This is a genomic window from Thalassotalea sediminis (genome assembly GCF_030295915.1).
Taxonomy (GTDB): Bacteria; Pseudomonadota; Gammaproteobacteria; order Enterobacterales; family Alteromonadaceae; genus Thalassotalea_C; species Thalassotalea_C sediminis.
Genome location: NZ_AP027361.1, coordinates 2,243,843 through 2,260,110 on the forward strand (window position 1 = coordinate 2,243,843; position 16,268 = coordinate 2,260,110).

Consider the following 16,268-nt stretch of genomic DNA (forward strand, 5'->3'; position numbering starts at 1 on the left):
ATGACTTTATGGCTTTATCTTTATTTTCCTACACTACAGTTAGATGCAATGTACTTACACAAAGAAAAACCAGCTTTGCCATTAAGTATTATCGATGAGAATAAAAATGAAATTGTTCAGCTAAATTCATCAGCTCGTACAGAGGGGCTACAAGTGGGTATGGGTTTAGGCACCGCATCTTCACTGTGTAGTCGATTACACGTTAAATCCTACGATCAAACGTTAGAGAAGCGAACCTTAACACGTATCGCAAAATGGCTGTATTCAGTGACAGCAGATATTGCATTATGCCCACCAAAAGGCTTGCTCCTTCGAGTCAATAATATGTTGACCTTACATCAAAACTTAGACTGTTACTGGCAAACGCTATCTCAACACTTAAATCGACTCCCCTTTAATTATTGCTATGCCACTGGTTACTCACCGCACATGGCAAAAATCTTAGCAAAGCAGCAGATAAATCATATTACTGATGACAAAGCGTGGCTACTAAAACAAATAAAAAAACAGCCTTTATCAAGTTCAGATCTAGCTACTAACACACGAATGAGATTACAAAAGGTTGGAGTAACGCACTTCTCTCACTTATTAGCACTTCCACTCAGTTCACTCGCTAAGCGCTTTGATGTTGAGGTGGTTAATTATGTTGCCCAACTAAAAGGTAATACTCAGCATCAGGTACATTTTTATATTCCTCCCGAAAGCTTCGAACAATATTTAGAACTCTATTACGAAGTATCAAGTAGTAACCGATTAGAAAAACCGATATTAAAACTCTACCGCCTACTCGAACGTTATTTGACATTAAAGGATAAATTGGCCACTGAAATTGAACTGTTACTTCAGCAACGAGACGCCGAAGAATTAACGTTATGTATATCAGCAATTCAAGGAGAGTATAAAGCAGACAAGTGGTTACAATTAACGAAACTGAGTCTTGAGTCTTCAATACTATCAGCACCTGTTATTGGTTTAACCGTCAAAACAAAGCGCACGATCAGTAAATATGCACAAGGTACAGACCTTTTTTATGGTCCTCAAGGTAAGTACACTTCAAAAGAACTCATAGCAATGCTCATTGCTAAATTAGGTCAACATAGCGTAAAAGGTATTAACCTCGAAGAAGATTATAGGCCCGAAATAGCCAATCAGCTTTGCTCTCCTTTACAGAAACAGTTAACCACTAAGAGTACTGATATTAATATCAAACAGACATTACGACCTAGCATACTATTACCTTCTCCTTTGCCACTAAGAGAGCAAGTAACCTTGCTTCCCTACCCTGAACGCATCGTTACTGGTTGGTGGGATGAGTACCAAGTAGCAAGAGATTACTTCATTGCCCGAACAACACAAGGAAAATGGCTATGGCTATACAAGGATAAAAATAAGCGTTGGTTTGTTCATGGAGTATTTAGTTAATGGCTTATAGTGAACTGTTTTGTCAAAGTAACTTCTCCTTTTTACAAGGCGCTTCTCATCCAGAAGAACTAGTAGTACAAGCTCACTTTCTTGGCTATCAAGCCATTGCTATCACAGACGAATGTTCAGTTGCAGGTGTCGTTAGAGCGCATACTGCAATTAAAGAGCACAATTTAGCGATAAAGCTCATTGTCGGTAGTATGTTTAGGCTTGGTAAAACATTGCAAGTAGTGCTACTTTGTCCTTGTCGTAAAGCCTATGCAGAATTATGCCGCGTTATTACAAATGCACGAAGACGTGGTAATAAGGGGAAATACAACCTCCAAGAATGGGATCTTATGTCACTCAAATACTGTTTGATTATTTGGTTACCATCCGAGCACACCAGTGATCAACATTGGGGAGAATGGCTAAAAAAATACCACCACTCGCGACTATGGTTAGGCGTGCAAAGGCGACTACTTAATAATGACCGATCATATATTCAACATTGCACGACATTATCTCAGAACTTTAATTTACCGATTACAGCATGTGGTGGCGTACTTTTTCATCATGCTAACCGACAAGCTTTACAACACATATTAACAGCGATCAAAGCAAGAACAACTGTCGAGACCTTAGGGTACGAAAAGCTTTCTAATGCAGAGCGTTCACTAAGATCAATACCAAAACTTACTAAACTTTTTAATAAACAATGGCTAGATGAAACGTTGTTATTATCTGCACGTTGTCACTTTAACTTGCAAACATTATGTTATGAATACCCAACAGAGCTTGTTCCCAGCAATAAAAAACCCATGGATTATTTACGAGAACTCGTCAATCACGGCATTAAAAAGCGATTTCCTGAAGGTATCAACCAGGGCATTCAAAACACTATCGACAAAGAGTTAGCCTTAATTGAAGCGCTAAATTACCCTTACTACTTCCTCACAATTCACGATATCGTCATGTTTGCAATGCGCGAAGGTATACTCTTTCAAGGAAGAGGCTCAGCTGCAAACTCAATAGTATGTTATTGCTTAGGGATCACCTCTGTTGACCCTCGGCAAATCAACGTACTTTTTGAACGATTTATTAGTAAAGAACGAGATGAGCCCCCCGACATTGATGTTGACTTTGAACATGAACGCCGTGAAGAAGTCATTCAATACATTTATCAAAAGTATGGAAGAGAACGTACTGCCATAGCTGCTACCGTGGTCACTTACCGATTAAAAAGTGCTATCCGTGAAGTAGGCAAGGCACTCGGCATACATATTACGCAACTTGAATTTTTTATAAAAAATATCAATCGCCGTGATAGCGGGCTAGATTGGCAATCACAATTAATCGAATTAGGTTTACAACCTGACTCGCTCAAAGGACAGCAGTTCATAGAACTAGTTAACGAAATAAAAGGCTTTCCTCGTCATCTATCTCAACATGTAGGCGGTTTTGTTATTTCAGCAGGTCCTTTGTATGAATTAGTACCCGTCGAGAATGCGAGCATGGAAGAACGCACGGTTATTCAATGGGATAAAGATGACTTAGAATCGTTAGGTCTACTTAAAGTTGATGTACTTGCTTTAGGTATGCTCAGTGCAATAAGAAAATGTTTTACCTTGATTAAAAAGCATAATCAACGTGAACTCAGTATTGCTGACATTACCCGTAAGAAAGATGATCCAAACGTTTATAACATGATACAAAAAGCCGATACAGTTGGCCTATTTCAAATTGAATCTCGCGCGCAAATGAGCATGTTACCAAGGCTAAAGCCTAAAAATTATTATGACTTAGTGATTCAAATTGCCATTGTGCGTCCCGGCCCTATACAAGGAGAAATGGTACACCCTTTCTTAAAAAGACGTGATGGTATTGAGCCTATCGAGTATCCATCCGAAGAAGTAAAAGCAGTATTGTCGCGCACACTAGGCGTCCCCATATTTCAAGAGCAGGTAATAAAACTTGCAATGGTTGCAGCAGGTTTCACCGGTGGGGAAGCGGATCAACTTCGCCGTGCAATGGCAAGTTGGAAAAAAAATGGGAAGTTACTGCCATTTAAAGCCAAACTTATTAATGGCATGCAAGCAAAAGGTTATGACACCGCATTTGCTGAACAAATCTTTAATCAAATTCTCGGATTTGGTGAATATGGTTTTCCTGAAAGTCATTCTGCCTCTTTCGCAGTGCTTGCTTACGTTTCAGCTTGGCTTAAATATTATTACCCTGCGCTTTTTTATACCGCGTTACTTAATAGCCTTCCTATGGGCTTTTATTCAGCTTCGCAACTTATACAAGATGCAAAGCGCCATAATATTGTTGTATTACCCGTATGTATAAACCATTCTGATTATGATCATTGTATTGTTGATTATCAACATAACAAAGCAATACGTTTAGGTTTACGCATTATAAAAGGCTTTTCTAAGCAAGCAGCAGATGTCTTACTAAAACATCGTCCTCTTAAAGGCTTTACCATGATAAATGAACTTAAAAGACTTAACATTAACCGTTACGCCATAGAGCAACTTGCAAGTGCTGATGCTTTTCATACCATGTCAGATAATCGTTATACTGCTCGTTGGCAAATTATGGATAGTGAAGGTGAAATGCCCTTATTTGCTAATCAAACGCCTTCTACACAAGAAACATTTAATTTTGTACCTGATGAACTAGCCTCCTTAAAGGAAGATTACGCATCAATCGGGTTAACGTTAAATAAGCATCCGATCACGCTAATGGATGAAGCTGGAAAACTAAAAGCGTTCACTCGCATGGCTGAATTAACAACAAAACAACATAAAGCTCTGGTAACGGTTGCTGGCGTTGTAACAGGAAAACAAGCTCCTGGTACAGCATCGGGCGTAACTTTTATGACACTAGAAGATGATACAGGCAATATCAATGTTGTTGTGTGGTCAGCAACATCGCGTTCACAAAAGCAAGCCTACATGACAGCACGAATGCTAATGGTTAAAGGGGTACTAGAACGAGACGGTGACGTTATACACGTTATTGCTGGCAAGTTAATTGATTTAACGCATGAACTCACTCATTTGAATATAACATCAAGAGACTTTCATTAATGTATAATAAACAACAAAAACGTAGAAAACCGTATTCGATCAAGAAAACAGGTATAAAAGACGAGTATATTGATCGGCAAATTACGGCAATACACAAAGTAATTGCTGATAAATTACTGGCAAATTTGTCTCTTGCGGAACAAGTAAAAAGCCGATTAGAAACCCAAAGAAATGAAGGAAAGATTAGCTATGGGCACTTTATAAACTGGTACAGCATACTAGAGCTCATTGATCAGCCGAGTGTATTTATTCAAGCAATGACAGAAGATACACCAAAAATGAGAAAACTTCGCCGACGAACCCCCTTTGTAGGTATACTAAACGAAGAAGAAAGACAGACGGCAATAAATCGAGATGCAATTGGCGAGATTAACTCGATAGATATATTGTTTTAATTGAACAAGCACGCGCAGGTAGCCCTAACTAAGATAAATTGTTATAAAGCACATACTCTTTATCAGCGAATGAACATCTCTTTATGATCCTCAATTTTTCAGAATATTCCGCAAGTCAGCGTTATCACTTAATGACACAAACCATTATTCCACGGCCAATTGCTTGGGCATTAACCGCCTCACATTTAGGCACAGAAAAACAAATACTTAACCTAGCCCCTTTTTCATATTTTACCGCTATAAGTAGTGATCCTGCATTGTTAATGCTATCCGTAGGCAAAAAGCCAACAAGCGAAACAAAAGATACATTAACAAATGTATTAGAAAACAAAAAAATGGTTATACACATCGCTAACCAAGATCAAGCAGATCTCGTGACTCAAACGGCAGCAACCTTACCTCATGATGAATCAGAGCTCAGTATGATCGCTCAAAATGAACTTAATACAGTGCCCTTTGAACACTTTTGCTTACCAAGGTTATCTCAATGCGATATCGCTTATGGCTGTGAACTCTATGAAGTAAAAGAAATAGGAAATGCACCGCAAACGTTAATATTTGTTGAAGTAAAAACATTATATGTCAATAAAAATAAAGTAACCCAAGACAATGGACGAATAAAAATTTGTGCTGAAAGTATATCCCCTTTAGCACGTTTAGGTGCAAATGAATATGCTGGGATCACCAAACCGTTTACTAAAAATCGACCTGCTTAACTCATCACGAGGGCGCACGATGCGCCCTCGTGATAAACAAACTCGTCCTTAAGACTCATTAGCACGCTTGTTTGTAACCACGCACAACTTCAAAAATATGTTTAAACGAAGCTTCACTGCTTATTTCGAGCGGTAAACGTAATTTTCTAGCGATATCGCTGGAAGAAATAACGCCTCGAATATGGTGATGTTCGCGATCAATAACCAAACAATGGCGTAAACCGTTATCTTTCAACGCTTGTATAACGTCACTAACTTTGGATTGACGCAATTCTTGATAATCAAAAGCACGCAAGTCACGGCAAGGTACCATTAAATCACTCACAAGCACGTCGTTTCGCGTAACACCTTTGGCAATTTCACTCACAAGGCGACGTTCTGTCAGTTCATTAGCGCTGATCACGCCTAATACGTCGCCTAATTCCGAAACAACAATTTTCATTCTTACATGTTCTTGCATCATCATTTCAAGTGCCATTGCGGCAGTTGTGTCAGCGTCAATAACCAACGCTTTAGCACGCTTAAAGTCTGTAAATATCTTAGATGCAGGAGACTCTAATGTAGTGTGTGAAAAATTTTCTGGTGAAATAATATGATCGACTTCTTCGATATCAAATAAATGTAATGCTTTCATAGCAACCTCTACTGAAAAAAATGTATAAACGTATTGTTAAACTACATTTCTACAGGAGGAGCTCTGGGTTGTATTGAAATTGGGGATGTTTTAAAAGGGCTAATTTGTTTAGCCGATTGCGCACAGTAAAATTGCTTGGTACAAGTTTGACTGTTATAGGTACTTGCTAATGCCTTTTGATCATCTAAATCTACTTCATCACTGCCAATATCTAAAACATAGGCTGCAATATTATATTGAGCATTTTCATCAATATAACGCTCCTCAGCAAACAATGTCACTGAAGTAATAAAGATGATAATTGCAAGCAATGCTTTATACATTTATATGTTCTTAAATTAATACCTATAAGTAAGTTATAAGGACGATATGCTCAACTTTCAAGCAAACATTAAATAAAAATAACAGCCTGGTAAAATTTAACAACAGCTAAATCACTACTCGTGAGCTAGCTTTTTTTCAGCCTGTTCAATTAACCTTTTTAACTCACCGTTTTCTTGTAGTCGCTTGATTTCATTATCAACAAGCTCAACCAGCCCCTTGTGGCGTTTATGGATATAGTGATACAGAGGTTTTACAGCAAGCGGCTCATCAAGGGGGATGATATCTTTATAACCCATTTTTTCTGCGTTCAATACACCGTCAATGGTGTTGGTAATTGCAATATCTACAACGCCATTATTCAGCAACATAAACATGTTTTTCGTACTATTGGTATTCGAAACTTTATGTAAACCTTTGGTAATATTGTTCGTGTGCTTAACACCTCTTACCTTTGCAATACGATAATTAATTAAGTCCTCGACTTGATTAATCGATACCTTACTGTTTCTTAAAATAAAGGGCATTGTTTCGAGATAATAATATGGTGTAGGTACGCGAATAACGTTAGGGTTTTCTTCTCCATACGACCAAATCCGCATTATTTCGCCATCTTTAATACCCGCGTTGGCAAGGTATTGTGCTCTTTCTGCTGGTAAAGGGGTGACAATAATATCGATTCCTAAGTTTCGATATATAACGGGTAAGATGAGTCGTCCTAACTCCTGCTCAATCAGATTCTCTATTGATGCAAACTTATAACAACGAGTTTTATCAACCTGATCTACAGATAAAGCTTCTGTGCTAATTAACCACAGCACAATTAACAACAATCTCATAGATAAAAAGCAATTTTTGACGATCTTTTAATTATACACTAAAACGAGAAGAAAATCGTGCAGGCATAAATAGTAAAAATACAAACCTAACAGCATTTACTTATTTCGACAGTAACGATTAAAAAAATATTATTTTTCAATTTTGATTCGCTCCCCAAATTTACATAACTAACTATAAACTATCTAAAAGATATAAATACATTAGGTGACAAAGTAATGGGTTAGCGTTTCTTGTTCGCTTTTTTTTACTTTTCTACTATTTTTAACCAACGAACCTAATAAACGTTCAAGCATTACTACAATGTAAAACAAAAATATAAAAAGGTAAGAACAATGACAATAGCCCTCACAAAAATAGTATGTGCAACAAGTTTACTCTCTGTAAGCATGACCACAGTATTAGCAGCAGACGATTACAGCGACCACAGAGTCGTACTTTCATACGCTGAATTTATTAATCACCCAGATAGTGATGAAGCAGGTGGTATTACTGTTTATCAAAAAGACAATGGTAATGGCCAATTAGCGGCTGATTTTGTATTCAATGATCCAAGACGCGCCTCATTTAACGGTGGTGAAGCTGGAGTCAACTTTGCAGTCGATTACACATCAGTTAGTGTAGATCCAGATTTAACAAATCAAGCACATTGGATGAGCGAATCCGTTTATACATGGACAAACCTTAATTGTTCTGGCGCCAATATTAGCGAAACATCGCATAATGGCAATAAAGGTATCGTAGAACGTTATTTCAATACAGGCGTGATTAACAGTGATTGGGGGGCAGATCTTACACAAGTTGGTTTTCGATCTGCTGCTGATTTTAGCTACTTTTTAGCAAACCCTAATGTTCTTGGTGTCACCTTTACACTGACTTGGGTAGATGGAGAAGGAAATCCGACCGATATTGACAATAACGGTAAAACAGATGTCGCATTTAGAGAGATTTACTATAACGATGAATATACATGGTCTGACAGCGATACTGCTGTGCCTGGCACTATAGATTTTCCAACCGTTGCAATACATGAAGTCGGCCATGGGATCAGCGCCGCCCATTTCGGTATGATTGCCGTTAAAAACGGGGCTTTATTTGCAAAACCTCGAGCAATAATGAATGCAATCTATGGTGGCATGTTACGAGACTTAACGGGCAGAGACAAAGGTTCGCATTGCAGTAATTGGGCGCAATGGCCGAATAACTAACAATATCTCATTTACAACGATTAACAACTTATCATCTGCTTTAAAGCGCAATAATTGAAAATTCAATTATTGCGCTTTTTATTTATATGCTTATGTTACGAATAAATAATAATTACGCTATCGACAATGGCAGCCTTAGCACAAACTTGGCGCCGTCGTCTGAAGGTTCACAGGTTAATTTACCTTGTAACAGTTGCGTTACAGAACTGTAGGCAATATTAAGCCCCAGCCCTAAAGAATTACTCATATTTTTTGTTGTAAAAAATGGGTTAAAAATTTTATTGCGATCTGCGTCACTGATACCTACACCGTTATCTTGATAAATAATTTCAACTGAGTCTGGCAATAAATGAACGTTAAAAGAACAATGAAGTGTCGGGTTATTTTTTTGCTGATGTTCTACGCTATTTTTTAATAACTGCTCTATCACTTCAATTAGTACATCGGGATAAGTCTGTACAGTAACATCGCCCCCTTCAACTACTATAGTAATAGGACATTCAAAAAATTGTCCCATTATTTTAGTCTTTTCATTTAGAAATGGTTTTAGTGTTACACTACTTGATTTTACATCCTTTAACTCGGCCGATATCAGTTTAAATTGTTGAATTAATTGTGTTGCTTTATCACTACTTGATTCAGATAACGCAAGAGAATTTTTAGCATTACTGATAAACTCTTTTAAAGCATTTAAATTTAACGACTTTTCATTGAGCTTATCGTCAAGCAACATTAAGCGTTCTTTCAATACTGAATTGGCGGTAACTATGATACCAAGCGGTGTATTTAACTGATGAGCCATACCTGAAACTAATGTTGTAATGGCCGATACCTTGCCAGATTCAATCAACTCCGATTGTGTTCTTTTTAATTGTTCTACCGTTGTCGAAAGTGTTTTATTTTTACGTGTAAGAAAACGCATAAAGACATAAATAATAACAATTATGAGCGTCGAAAAAGTTATTACTAAATATAATTGATAAGCTGTTGCTTTCGCCTGCTGATTGGCAACGATATTTTGCTTTCTAAGCTGCTCATTTTGAAGCTCTTTCGCCGTTAAATCTATTTTAGCAATGTAATGCATTAACGCTTGGTTAGATTGTCGGTGCATAAATGCTTCTTTATTTTTAATGTAGGCATCAGCCATTATTGCCGCCTGTTTGAAGTTCTCAGCTTCAAAGTAGTGTGACTTTAACAATAAATAAGCTTTAGATAGGATTTGATAATTATCAAATTGCTCAGCAATTTTTATCGTAGACAATGTTAACTGCTTTGCCTCTTCAGAATTTTCAAGCTTAAAGAGTGTATCTGCTAGTGTAATTTTAGGCGCTAACGCTTCAATAACACGATCATATTCTACAAAAATTTTTATTGTCTGTTGTAAATGCACTACCGCTGCAGATAGTTGATTAGACAGCAACGCTAACTTGGCTAAATTGTAATATGACCATGCAGCATTTAATCTCTCATCGTTATCTTCGCGCATATTAAGGGATTTACGAAAATACGCTTCTGCACTATCGGTATTACCTATCCCTAATTCAACTTCACCAAGGTTATTATACGCTGTCGACATATAACTTTGGTTATCATGTGCTTGTGCGAATGCTAAAAAATGTTCAATATAGGGTCTAGCTGCTTCAAATTTTCCTAGTCTAATTAACACATGACCAATATTGTTATTCATACGAGCAATCATATTAGGGTTATCTGCTTTTGATGCAACTTTTAACCCTGCACTATAGGTTTCAAGTGACAAATCAAAGTTTTCAAGCTTTTCCAACATACCCGCTAAATAACTATAGTAATAAGATGTCAACATCGGTTCATCTAGTTGATCCGCGAGTGACTTACAGATTGCTAGCTCAGTGAATGCTTGTTCAAATTCAGAAGCTGCAATGAGAAAAAAAACCGTCGTATAACGTAATCTTAATGTTTGACGTAAAGTAAGCGATTGGCTGTATCTCGCGAGATAATATTTAGTTCTTTTTACGGCTTCTAAGGGGCTTTGGGAATAATTATCGAGAATATCACTACGTAATGCTTTGTACTCTTCTTCGGATAGCGGATCAGAAGTGCTAGCAAAGACAAAAGTAGAAATATGCAGAAATAAACACATGTAGATTGTCCATTTCATTACAGTCTCACTTATATTCAATCATCATAAAAGGCAAACCTAGCGAATTTTAACATAATCACCTTTAATATAGTACACATGTGCAATATAAACGACTTTCAATCACACCAAATAAAAAAGGAGCACTAAAGCATGCTCCTCCTTACTAATAAACCTATAGCTTAATATACTACGGTAACCTCCGAAGAGCATTGGCTTGTATCTTGCTCACACACTTGATAACGGTATGTCGCAGATCCTTTATTTCCGGTTTTATCTTCAAAGCTACCATTGTTTTCAACCACGGTTAGTAAATTACCATTGCGATAAATATCAACAAGCGTTGATGGTGCATTGCTCCAACTAAGTAAAGGAACATGTTGACCTTTTTGCTTATTGGCGCTTACTGATAGTGCGATACCATTGCTGTTCTCAGCAATAACAATTGTTGTAACGACGGCGCTTGAACTGCCTTCACTATCACTAACGCGTGCAGTAATTTGATGTGTATCAGCTGTCAGATCATCGACTATCAAGTTACTACCTTGACCTAAAGCTCCGTCTATACTAGAGGACCATTGAATGTTTGAAGAAAGATCACCATCCTTACCATCATTAGCTTGAGCAATAAAATTAACTGCCTCTCCTACATAGAAGACGTCATTATCACTTGGTGAGGTTATTGATATATCAGGAGGAGTATTAACCGCATCACCATTGGTGATCACAGCAATATATTTAACAGAAACACTATCTATACTACCATAACCTGTTGTTTTATCTGTGTCTGTTACGCGTAAAGTCAACTCGCCGACAGTATCAGCAGGTAGATTGGCAACAAATGTATTCATGCCCGTACCCTGATACAAAATACCTAGCTGTTGATAAGCACTATTATTTACTGAATATTCAAAGATAAAATTATCATTTTCGCTATTCTCAGTGGCTTGTGCTACGACATTTAGCATGACAGAGTTACCTGCTACTATATCACTAACCGTCCACATATGGTTAAGTTCGCTTATTCTGCGTGAAGGTTTACCGCCTTGGTGTTGTTCACCAATCACTTGTTCACCGCTCATTTGATGCGTGTCAGTAATAGTTCCAGAGATAATAGAACCTTTACTATTTTGTTCACTCGTTGCTACAGCAACCGAAGCAGCAACAGGAACATCCACAACGATAGCATTTGAGTCATTCGATGCACTTTCTCCTAACGCATTATAAGCAACCACTCTATATACATAATTCCCAGACACCGTGATATTTTCAGTGTAACTAACGCTGTTACTAGCAATTGTTGCTATTTCAACAAAAACGCCAGCATCTTTAGCACGCAGTACACGATAACCTGATTCATTGTTTTCATTTGAAGCAACAGGGTCTATCCAAGATAGTGATACCTCAGTGTCGTTTGACAATGTCGCGATAAGTTGACTAGGTGTTGGTGGTTTTTCCGTTAACGTTACAGGTGCTGGTACGGTACCATTAATAAAGTATTGCCCTATAGAACCATAGTCACTATAGCCTGTTGTTGAAACATCACCATCGCCTACGCCTTTAATCGATAAAATATAACGCCCTGCAGATACAGTTGCGCTTATTTGTGCATAGGTATCATTTACAACAGTACTACTTGCTACAATATTATTTCCACTTTCATCAAATAGTACGGCATTTATATCAAGGTTCATCCCTCGCAATGACTGATCATAATAATAACTTATCCATGCAGGACTGATGACTAAATTTACATCACCCTCACCAACATCAAAACTAAATAAATCAACGTCATTTCTATGCTCAATAATTCCCTTATTAGCCATTACAGCATTACTTGGATCACTAACAGGATTTGTAGCAATGACGTCTGTACTATTTGTCACAATTAACGGAGTAGCGAAGGTCGCGTTATTGTTTTCATGATCATCAAGCCGGTAAGACAAACGGTCAGCAATTAATTGTAAATCATCCTGGAGCTGTGAAGCCCCTTGATACTCGCCTTTACTCCATTGTGTGACATTTTTATAATACCCTACTCCCATTATAGGAGCCCAAGATGTATTACCTGAACCGTGTCCACTATAATAACCTTGGCTACTCGTGCCGTCATGCGACAAACTTAAGTTATGACCAAGCTCATGTGAAGCCGCTTCTGCTATATTATGAGGACCTTTGCCCACACCGTCGGTGAACACAAGAGCTGGTTGGTAGCTTTCATAATATGAGGCCCCCCAAACACCAACATAAGCAACACCACCACATGAACAATTGTAAATTTGATTACCATTGATATCTGTTTTTGGGGTCACGAGTATAACACCAACTTGTGGACCAAATGAACTGGGTTCTTCAGTTGTTACATCAATATCAAACGGCGCAAAATCTTCAGCAATTCGTCGCCAAGTTTCTGCAATAGCATTTAATTCGTTTTGCGAGAAGTTTGCATCATTACCGTCTAAATCGTACGGGCGCATATATAAGGGATCAACACCTGTATTTGCATTCCATTGAGTTCCTGTAACCACTCTACCGTCCATATCTAGGTAAACAACTCTAGATGCGCCAGGTTTTGAATGTAACGTAAAAGTTTGAATTTCAGAAAGCTCATCAAGAACAGGAGAACTAAAAGACTCGGCAGGATCTGTTGCTATAGGATCCTCATAAAAAATACCACCACGCATATCGGCACGTAATGTAGCAACGTCTTGAGAAGTAAAATCAAACTGGTGTAGCCAGTTAACAGCTCTTTTCTTTGCTGGCTCGGGCAATTGTTTTAGTTGTTGTTTTAATAATCCAGGTGGCAGCTCATCCAATGCAAAAGGCTTGCTTTTACCAAATGATTTTTCATTAGCGGCTAGCGTCGAGTTAACAATACTCAATGAAGCCCAAGATAGGATTAATATCCCTAGTACTTTATTAAATTTTTGCATGGTACACCTTATCTATGCATTGCTATTAAAAGCATATAGACACCAGCAATCAACTCAACGACAAATTGAGTCTCCAGTTTGATATTTCGCTAATTGATCTCACCCTGAACAAGCTAGTGTTTAACAGCGAATATATTCACTATAGGTGATAACCCTATACTGTCAATGAAGTATTAGCTAATACCCCGCTGGTATGAGGTTAAACCATCTTTACTAATCAGCGTCTATAACGTTTAACAAACTAAATTCAATATCACTTTCTTGAATAAGTAAAAAGCAGTCAAATACTACCTTTTAATAACTTTTCACTTAAGTATTTATAATAAAGGCCGATAATGAGATCAGGCCAATTAATCCTATCAATCATTATGCAAATTTCGACGTCGACATATTTACAAGGCAATTTGAACCTAGACACCGTACGAAATATTAAAAGCAAAAACACTGAACAGGTGTCAGCGAAAGCTGAAGTGCCCAACGCTAAAGTATCAATTTCAGACAACGCCCTTGAAAAGTTAGCACAAGAACAACAAGCGCTTGGTAAAAAATTAGGTGAACAATTAACTTCTACTGCGTCAGAATCTTCGGAAGATAAAGCTGTTTCTGATGAGAGTGAATTAGAAAAAATCGATAAACTTATCGAAAAAATCAAAGAACAAATAGAGCAAAAGCAACGTGAAATTAACGCGTTAAATAATGACAAATCAGAACAGGCAGAAGAACAACGTAAATTATTGTCATCTGAACTAACCGCATTAAACGGTACGTTAATTAGCTTAATTGGTAAAAAACTTGAATTGCTTGAACAAGAATAAAGATTAACCTTTTACTTTAGAACACTAAGCGTTTGTTTAAATAAGCTAACGTTAATTTCAACGCTATATACTAAAGTTGAATGGAAAACTGCCCCCACTCTCTCGTAAGCTGCTTGTAACTTATACATTATGGTGACTTATGTTTAAAGATGGATCTCAAATAACAAAAATAATACTAAACAGTGGCATTGTTTGTTTATGCTACTTCTTCTTAACAAGTGTTTTCAATAATACCTATTTCAACATAATCACGCTCTTTATCTTGATTTCTATATCGCTATATCTGCTGATGAACAAGATAGACACGCAAACAAAAGACAATACAAACACGAATAACGATACTGTTGCACCCGAAATCAGTGCTGCTGGCAGAGATATTGACAACTTATCAAGTAAACTTGCAATCAACTCTGCGGAAATCAGCTTCTTCTTAGCGCAATTGTCAAACGCAATTGAACATTCAAGTGATGATGTAAACCGTCTTGCCACCGCCGCAGAACAATTGTCTTCAAATACAAACCAAATTAATGAAAACGCCACCCGTGCTTCAGAACAAGCAACAGAGGCACAACAAGCTACACATGAGGGGGCATTGCAATTACAAAATAACGTGTCAACACTAGAAGACTTAAACAGTGGTATCAATGACGCATCGATAAAAATGCAAACACTTTCAAATAAAGCATCTGCGATTCAAGATATTACAAATGTAATTGATGGTATTTCTGCACAAACAAATTTACTCGCACTTAATGCCGCCATTGAGGCCGCGCGGGCAGGTGAACAGGGTCGAGGGTTTGCAGTTGTTGCAGATGAAGTAAGGGCGCTGGCATCAAAAACTGCAGAAGCAACAAGTAAAATAGGAACAATGCTTTCAGAAATAAGTTCAGAATCTGTTAGTACCTCTGAGGCGATGGAAAATATTGTTGCCAAAACCAACCACATTGTAACAAGCATGGGAGATTTATCTTTGTCTCTACAACAGGTTAACAAACTAATTTCCGATACCTCAGACGCGAATGAACATATTAGCCTTGCACTAAAAGAACATGATGCAACGACTGCAGAAGTGTCTAATGCCATTGCCAATTTACATACGTTTTTGGTTGACAAAAGCACGCAAACACAAAGCATTTCTGAGAAAGCTGACCATTTATCTTCAACGACTGAGGCTATTTTTGTGGCGTTATCGGCCTTTGAAACACATTCATTAATAGAGAACATAGCGAAAATTGCAGTTACAGCAGCACAAGAAGTCGGTGAACTCTTTGAACAAAGCATATTGCAGGGTAAGATCAGTTCACAGCAACTTTTTGATTATTCATATCGTGAAATAGCGGATACAAACCCGCAAAAATACCACACAGCGTTTGATCAATTTACAGATACTGCATTACCCGCAATTCAAGAACCGTTATTAAACCAACATGCAGAAATTATTTACGCCGGTGCCGTTGATATCAATGGTTACTTTCCAACACACAACAAATGTTTTTCACAACCTCTAACCGGTAATTACGACCACGACATTATGCACAACAGAACTAAGCGCATATTTAATGATCCAACGGGCATTCGTTGCGGTCAACATACGTCAAAATTTTTAATGCAAACCTATAAACGTGATACTGGAGAAGTCATGCATGATGTATCAGCCCCCATCATGGTAAATGGCCAACATTGGGGAGGGTTTCGAATAGGCTTTAAAGCTTAATTCACCTTCCCATAAAAAATAATTAAAATTTTTAAACCTTTTGAGTATTTGATACAACTAACTATAGAAAGCTCAAAAAGGGA

Annotated in this window: 12 protein-coding genes; 7 read left to right on the forward strand and 5 right to left on the reverse strand. The window is 37.6% G+C overall.

What is annotated here, in order from left to right; translation table 11 throughout:
- The 4 genes from QUE09_RS10320 to QUE09_RS10335 all read left to right on the forward strand — a co-directional run bounded on the left by QUE09_RS10320 (window position 1) and on the right by QUE09_RS10335 (window position 5,607).
- Window positions 1-1,422 (forward strand): Y-family DNA polymerase, encoded by a 1,422-nt coding sequence (locus QUE09_RS10320; protein WP_286232676.1) that lies wholly within the window; start codon window positions 1-3, stop codon window positions 1,420-1,422.
- Complete coding sequence (locus QUE09_RS10325) at window positions 1,422-4,496, forward strand: error-prone DNA polymerase (RefSeq protein WP_286232677.1); 3,075 nt, start codon at window positions 1,422-1,424, stop codon at window positions 4,494-4,496. Before QUE09_RS10320 ends, QUE09_RS10325 begins: the two co-directional genes overlap by 1 nt.
- Complete coding sequence (locus QUE09_RS10330; protein ID WP_286232678.1) at window positions 4,496-4,891, forward strand: hypothetical protein; 396 nt, start codon at window positions 4,496-4,498, stop codon at window positions 4,889-4,891. The genes QUE09_RS10325 and QUE09_RS10330 overlap by 1 nt, the downstream gene beginning before the upstream one ends.
- An 83-nt stretch (window positions 4,892-4,974) precedes the next feature.
- On the forward strand, window positions 4,975-5,607 hold the full coding sequence (locus tag QUE09_RS10335; RefSeq protein WP_286232679.1) for a flavin reductase family protein: 633 nt from the start codon (window positions 4,975-4,977) through the stop codon (window positions 5,605-5,607).
- A gap of 58 nt (window positions 5,608-5,665) precedes the next feature.
- Here the strand turns inward: QUE09_RS10335 and QUE09_RS10340 are convergent, their stop codons facing one another.
- From QUE09_RS10340 to QUE09_RS10350, 3 genes are all read right to left on the reverse strand, one after another.
- Window positions 5,666-6,241 carry a CBS domain-containing protein gene (locus QUE09_RS10340; RefSeq protein ID WP_286232680.1) on the reverse strand — a complete coding sequence of 192 codons (576 nt, stop codon included), beginning with the start codon at window positions 6,239-6,241 and terminating at the stop codon, window positions 5,666-5,668.
- Between the two features lie 41 nt (window positions 6,242-6,282).
- The gene (locus QUE09_RS10345; protein ID WP_286232681.1) at window positions 6,283-6,564 is read right to left on the reverse strand and encodes a hypothetical protein; all 282 of its coding nucleotides are present in this window, start codon (window positions 6,562-6,564) and stop codon (window positions 6,283-6,285) included.
- Window positions 6,565-6,678: 114 nt separating this feature from the next.
- Complete coding sequence (locus tag QUE09_RS10350) at window positions 6,679-7,401, reverse strand: substrate-binding periplasmic protein (RefSeq protein WP_286232682.1); 723 nt, start codon at window positions 7,399-7,401, stop codon at window positions 6,679-6,681.
- Between the two features lie 333 nt (window positions 7,402-7,734).
- On the opposite strand from QUE09_RS10350, the gene QUE09_RS10355 reads away from it, so the two are divergent.
- Window positions 7,735-8,607, forward strand: coding sequence for a hypothetical protein (locus tag QUE09_RS10355; RefSeq protein ID WP_286232683.1), 873 nt, complete (start codon window positions 7,735-7,737; stop codon window positions 8,605-8,607).
- A 112-nt stretch (window positions 8,608-8,719) separates the two neighbouring features.
- Here the strand turns inward: QUE09_RS10355 and QUE09_RS10360 are convergent, their stop codons facing one another.
- Both QUE09_RS10360 and QUE09_RS10365 read right to left on the reverse strand, forming a co-directional pair.
- Window positions 8,720-10,744, reverse strand: coding sequence for a tetratricopeptide repeat-containing sensor histidine kinase (locus QUE09_RS10360; protein WP_286232684.1), 2,025 nt, complete (start codon window positions 10,742-10,744; stop codon window positions 8,720-8,722).
- A gap of 161 nt (window positions 10,745-10,905) precedes the next feature.
- Window positions 10,906-13,656: a hypothetical protein gene (locus QUE09_RS10365; RefSeq protein WP_286232685.1), complete on the reverse strand. Its 2,751-nt coding sequence runs from the start codon at window positions 13,654-13,656 to the stop codon at window positions 10,906-10,908.
- Window positions 13,657-13,991: 335 nt separating this feature from the next.
- Between QUE09_RS10365 and QUE09_RS10370 the strand changes: the two genes are divergently transcribed.
- Together QUE09_RS10370 and QUE09_RS10375 are read left to right on the forward strand one after the other, a co-directional pair.
- Window positions 13,992-14,471: a hypothetical protein gene (locus QUE09_RS10370; protein ID WP_286232686.1), complete on the forward strand. Its 480-nt coding sequence runs from the start codon at window positions 13,992-13,994 to the stop codon at window positions 14,469-14,471.
- Between the two features lie 289 nt (window positions 14,472-14,760).
- A complete protein-coding gene (locus QUE09_RS10375) occupies window positions 14,761-16,185 on the forward strand; it encodes a methyl-accepting chemotaxis protein (protein ID WP_286232687.1) in 1,425 nt (474 codons plus the stop codon).
- Window positions 16,186-16,268: the final 83 nt, after the last annotated feature.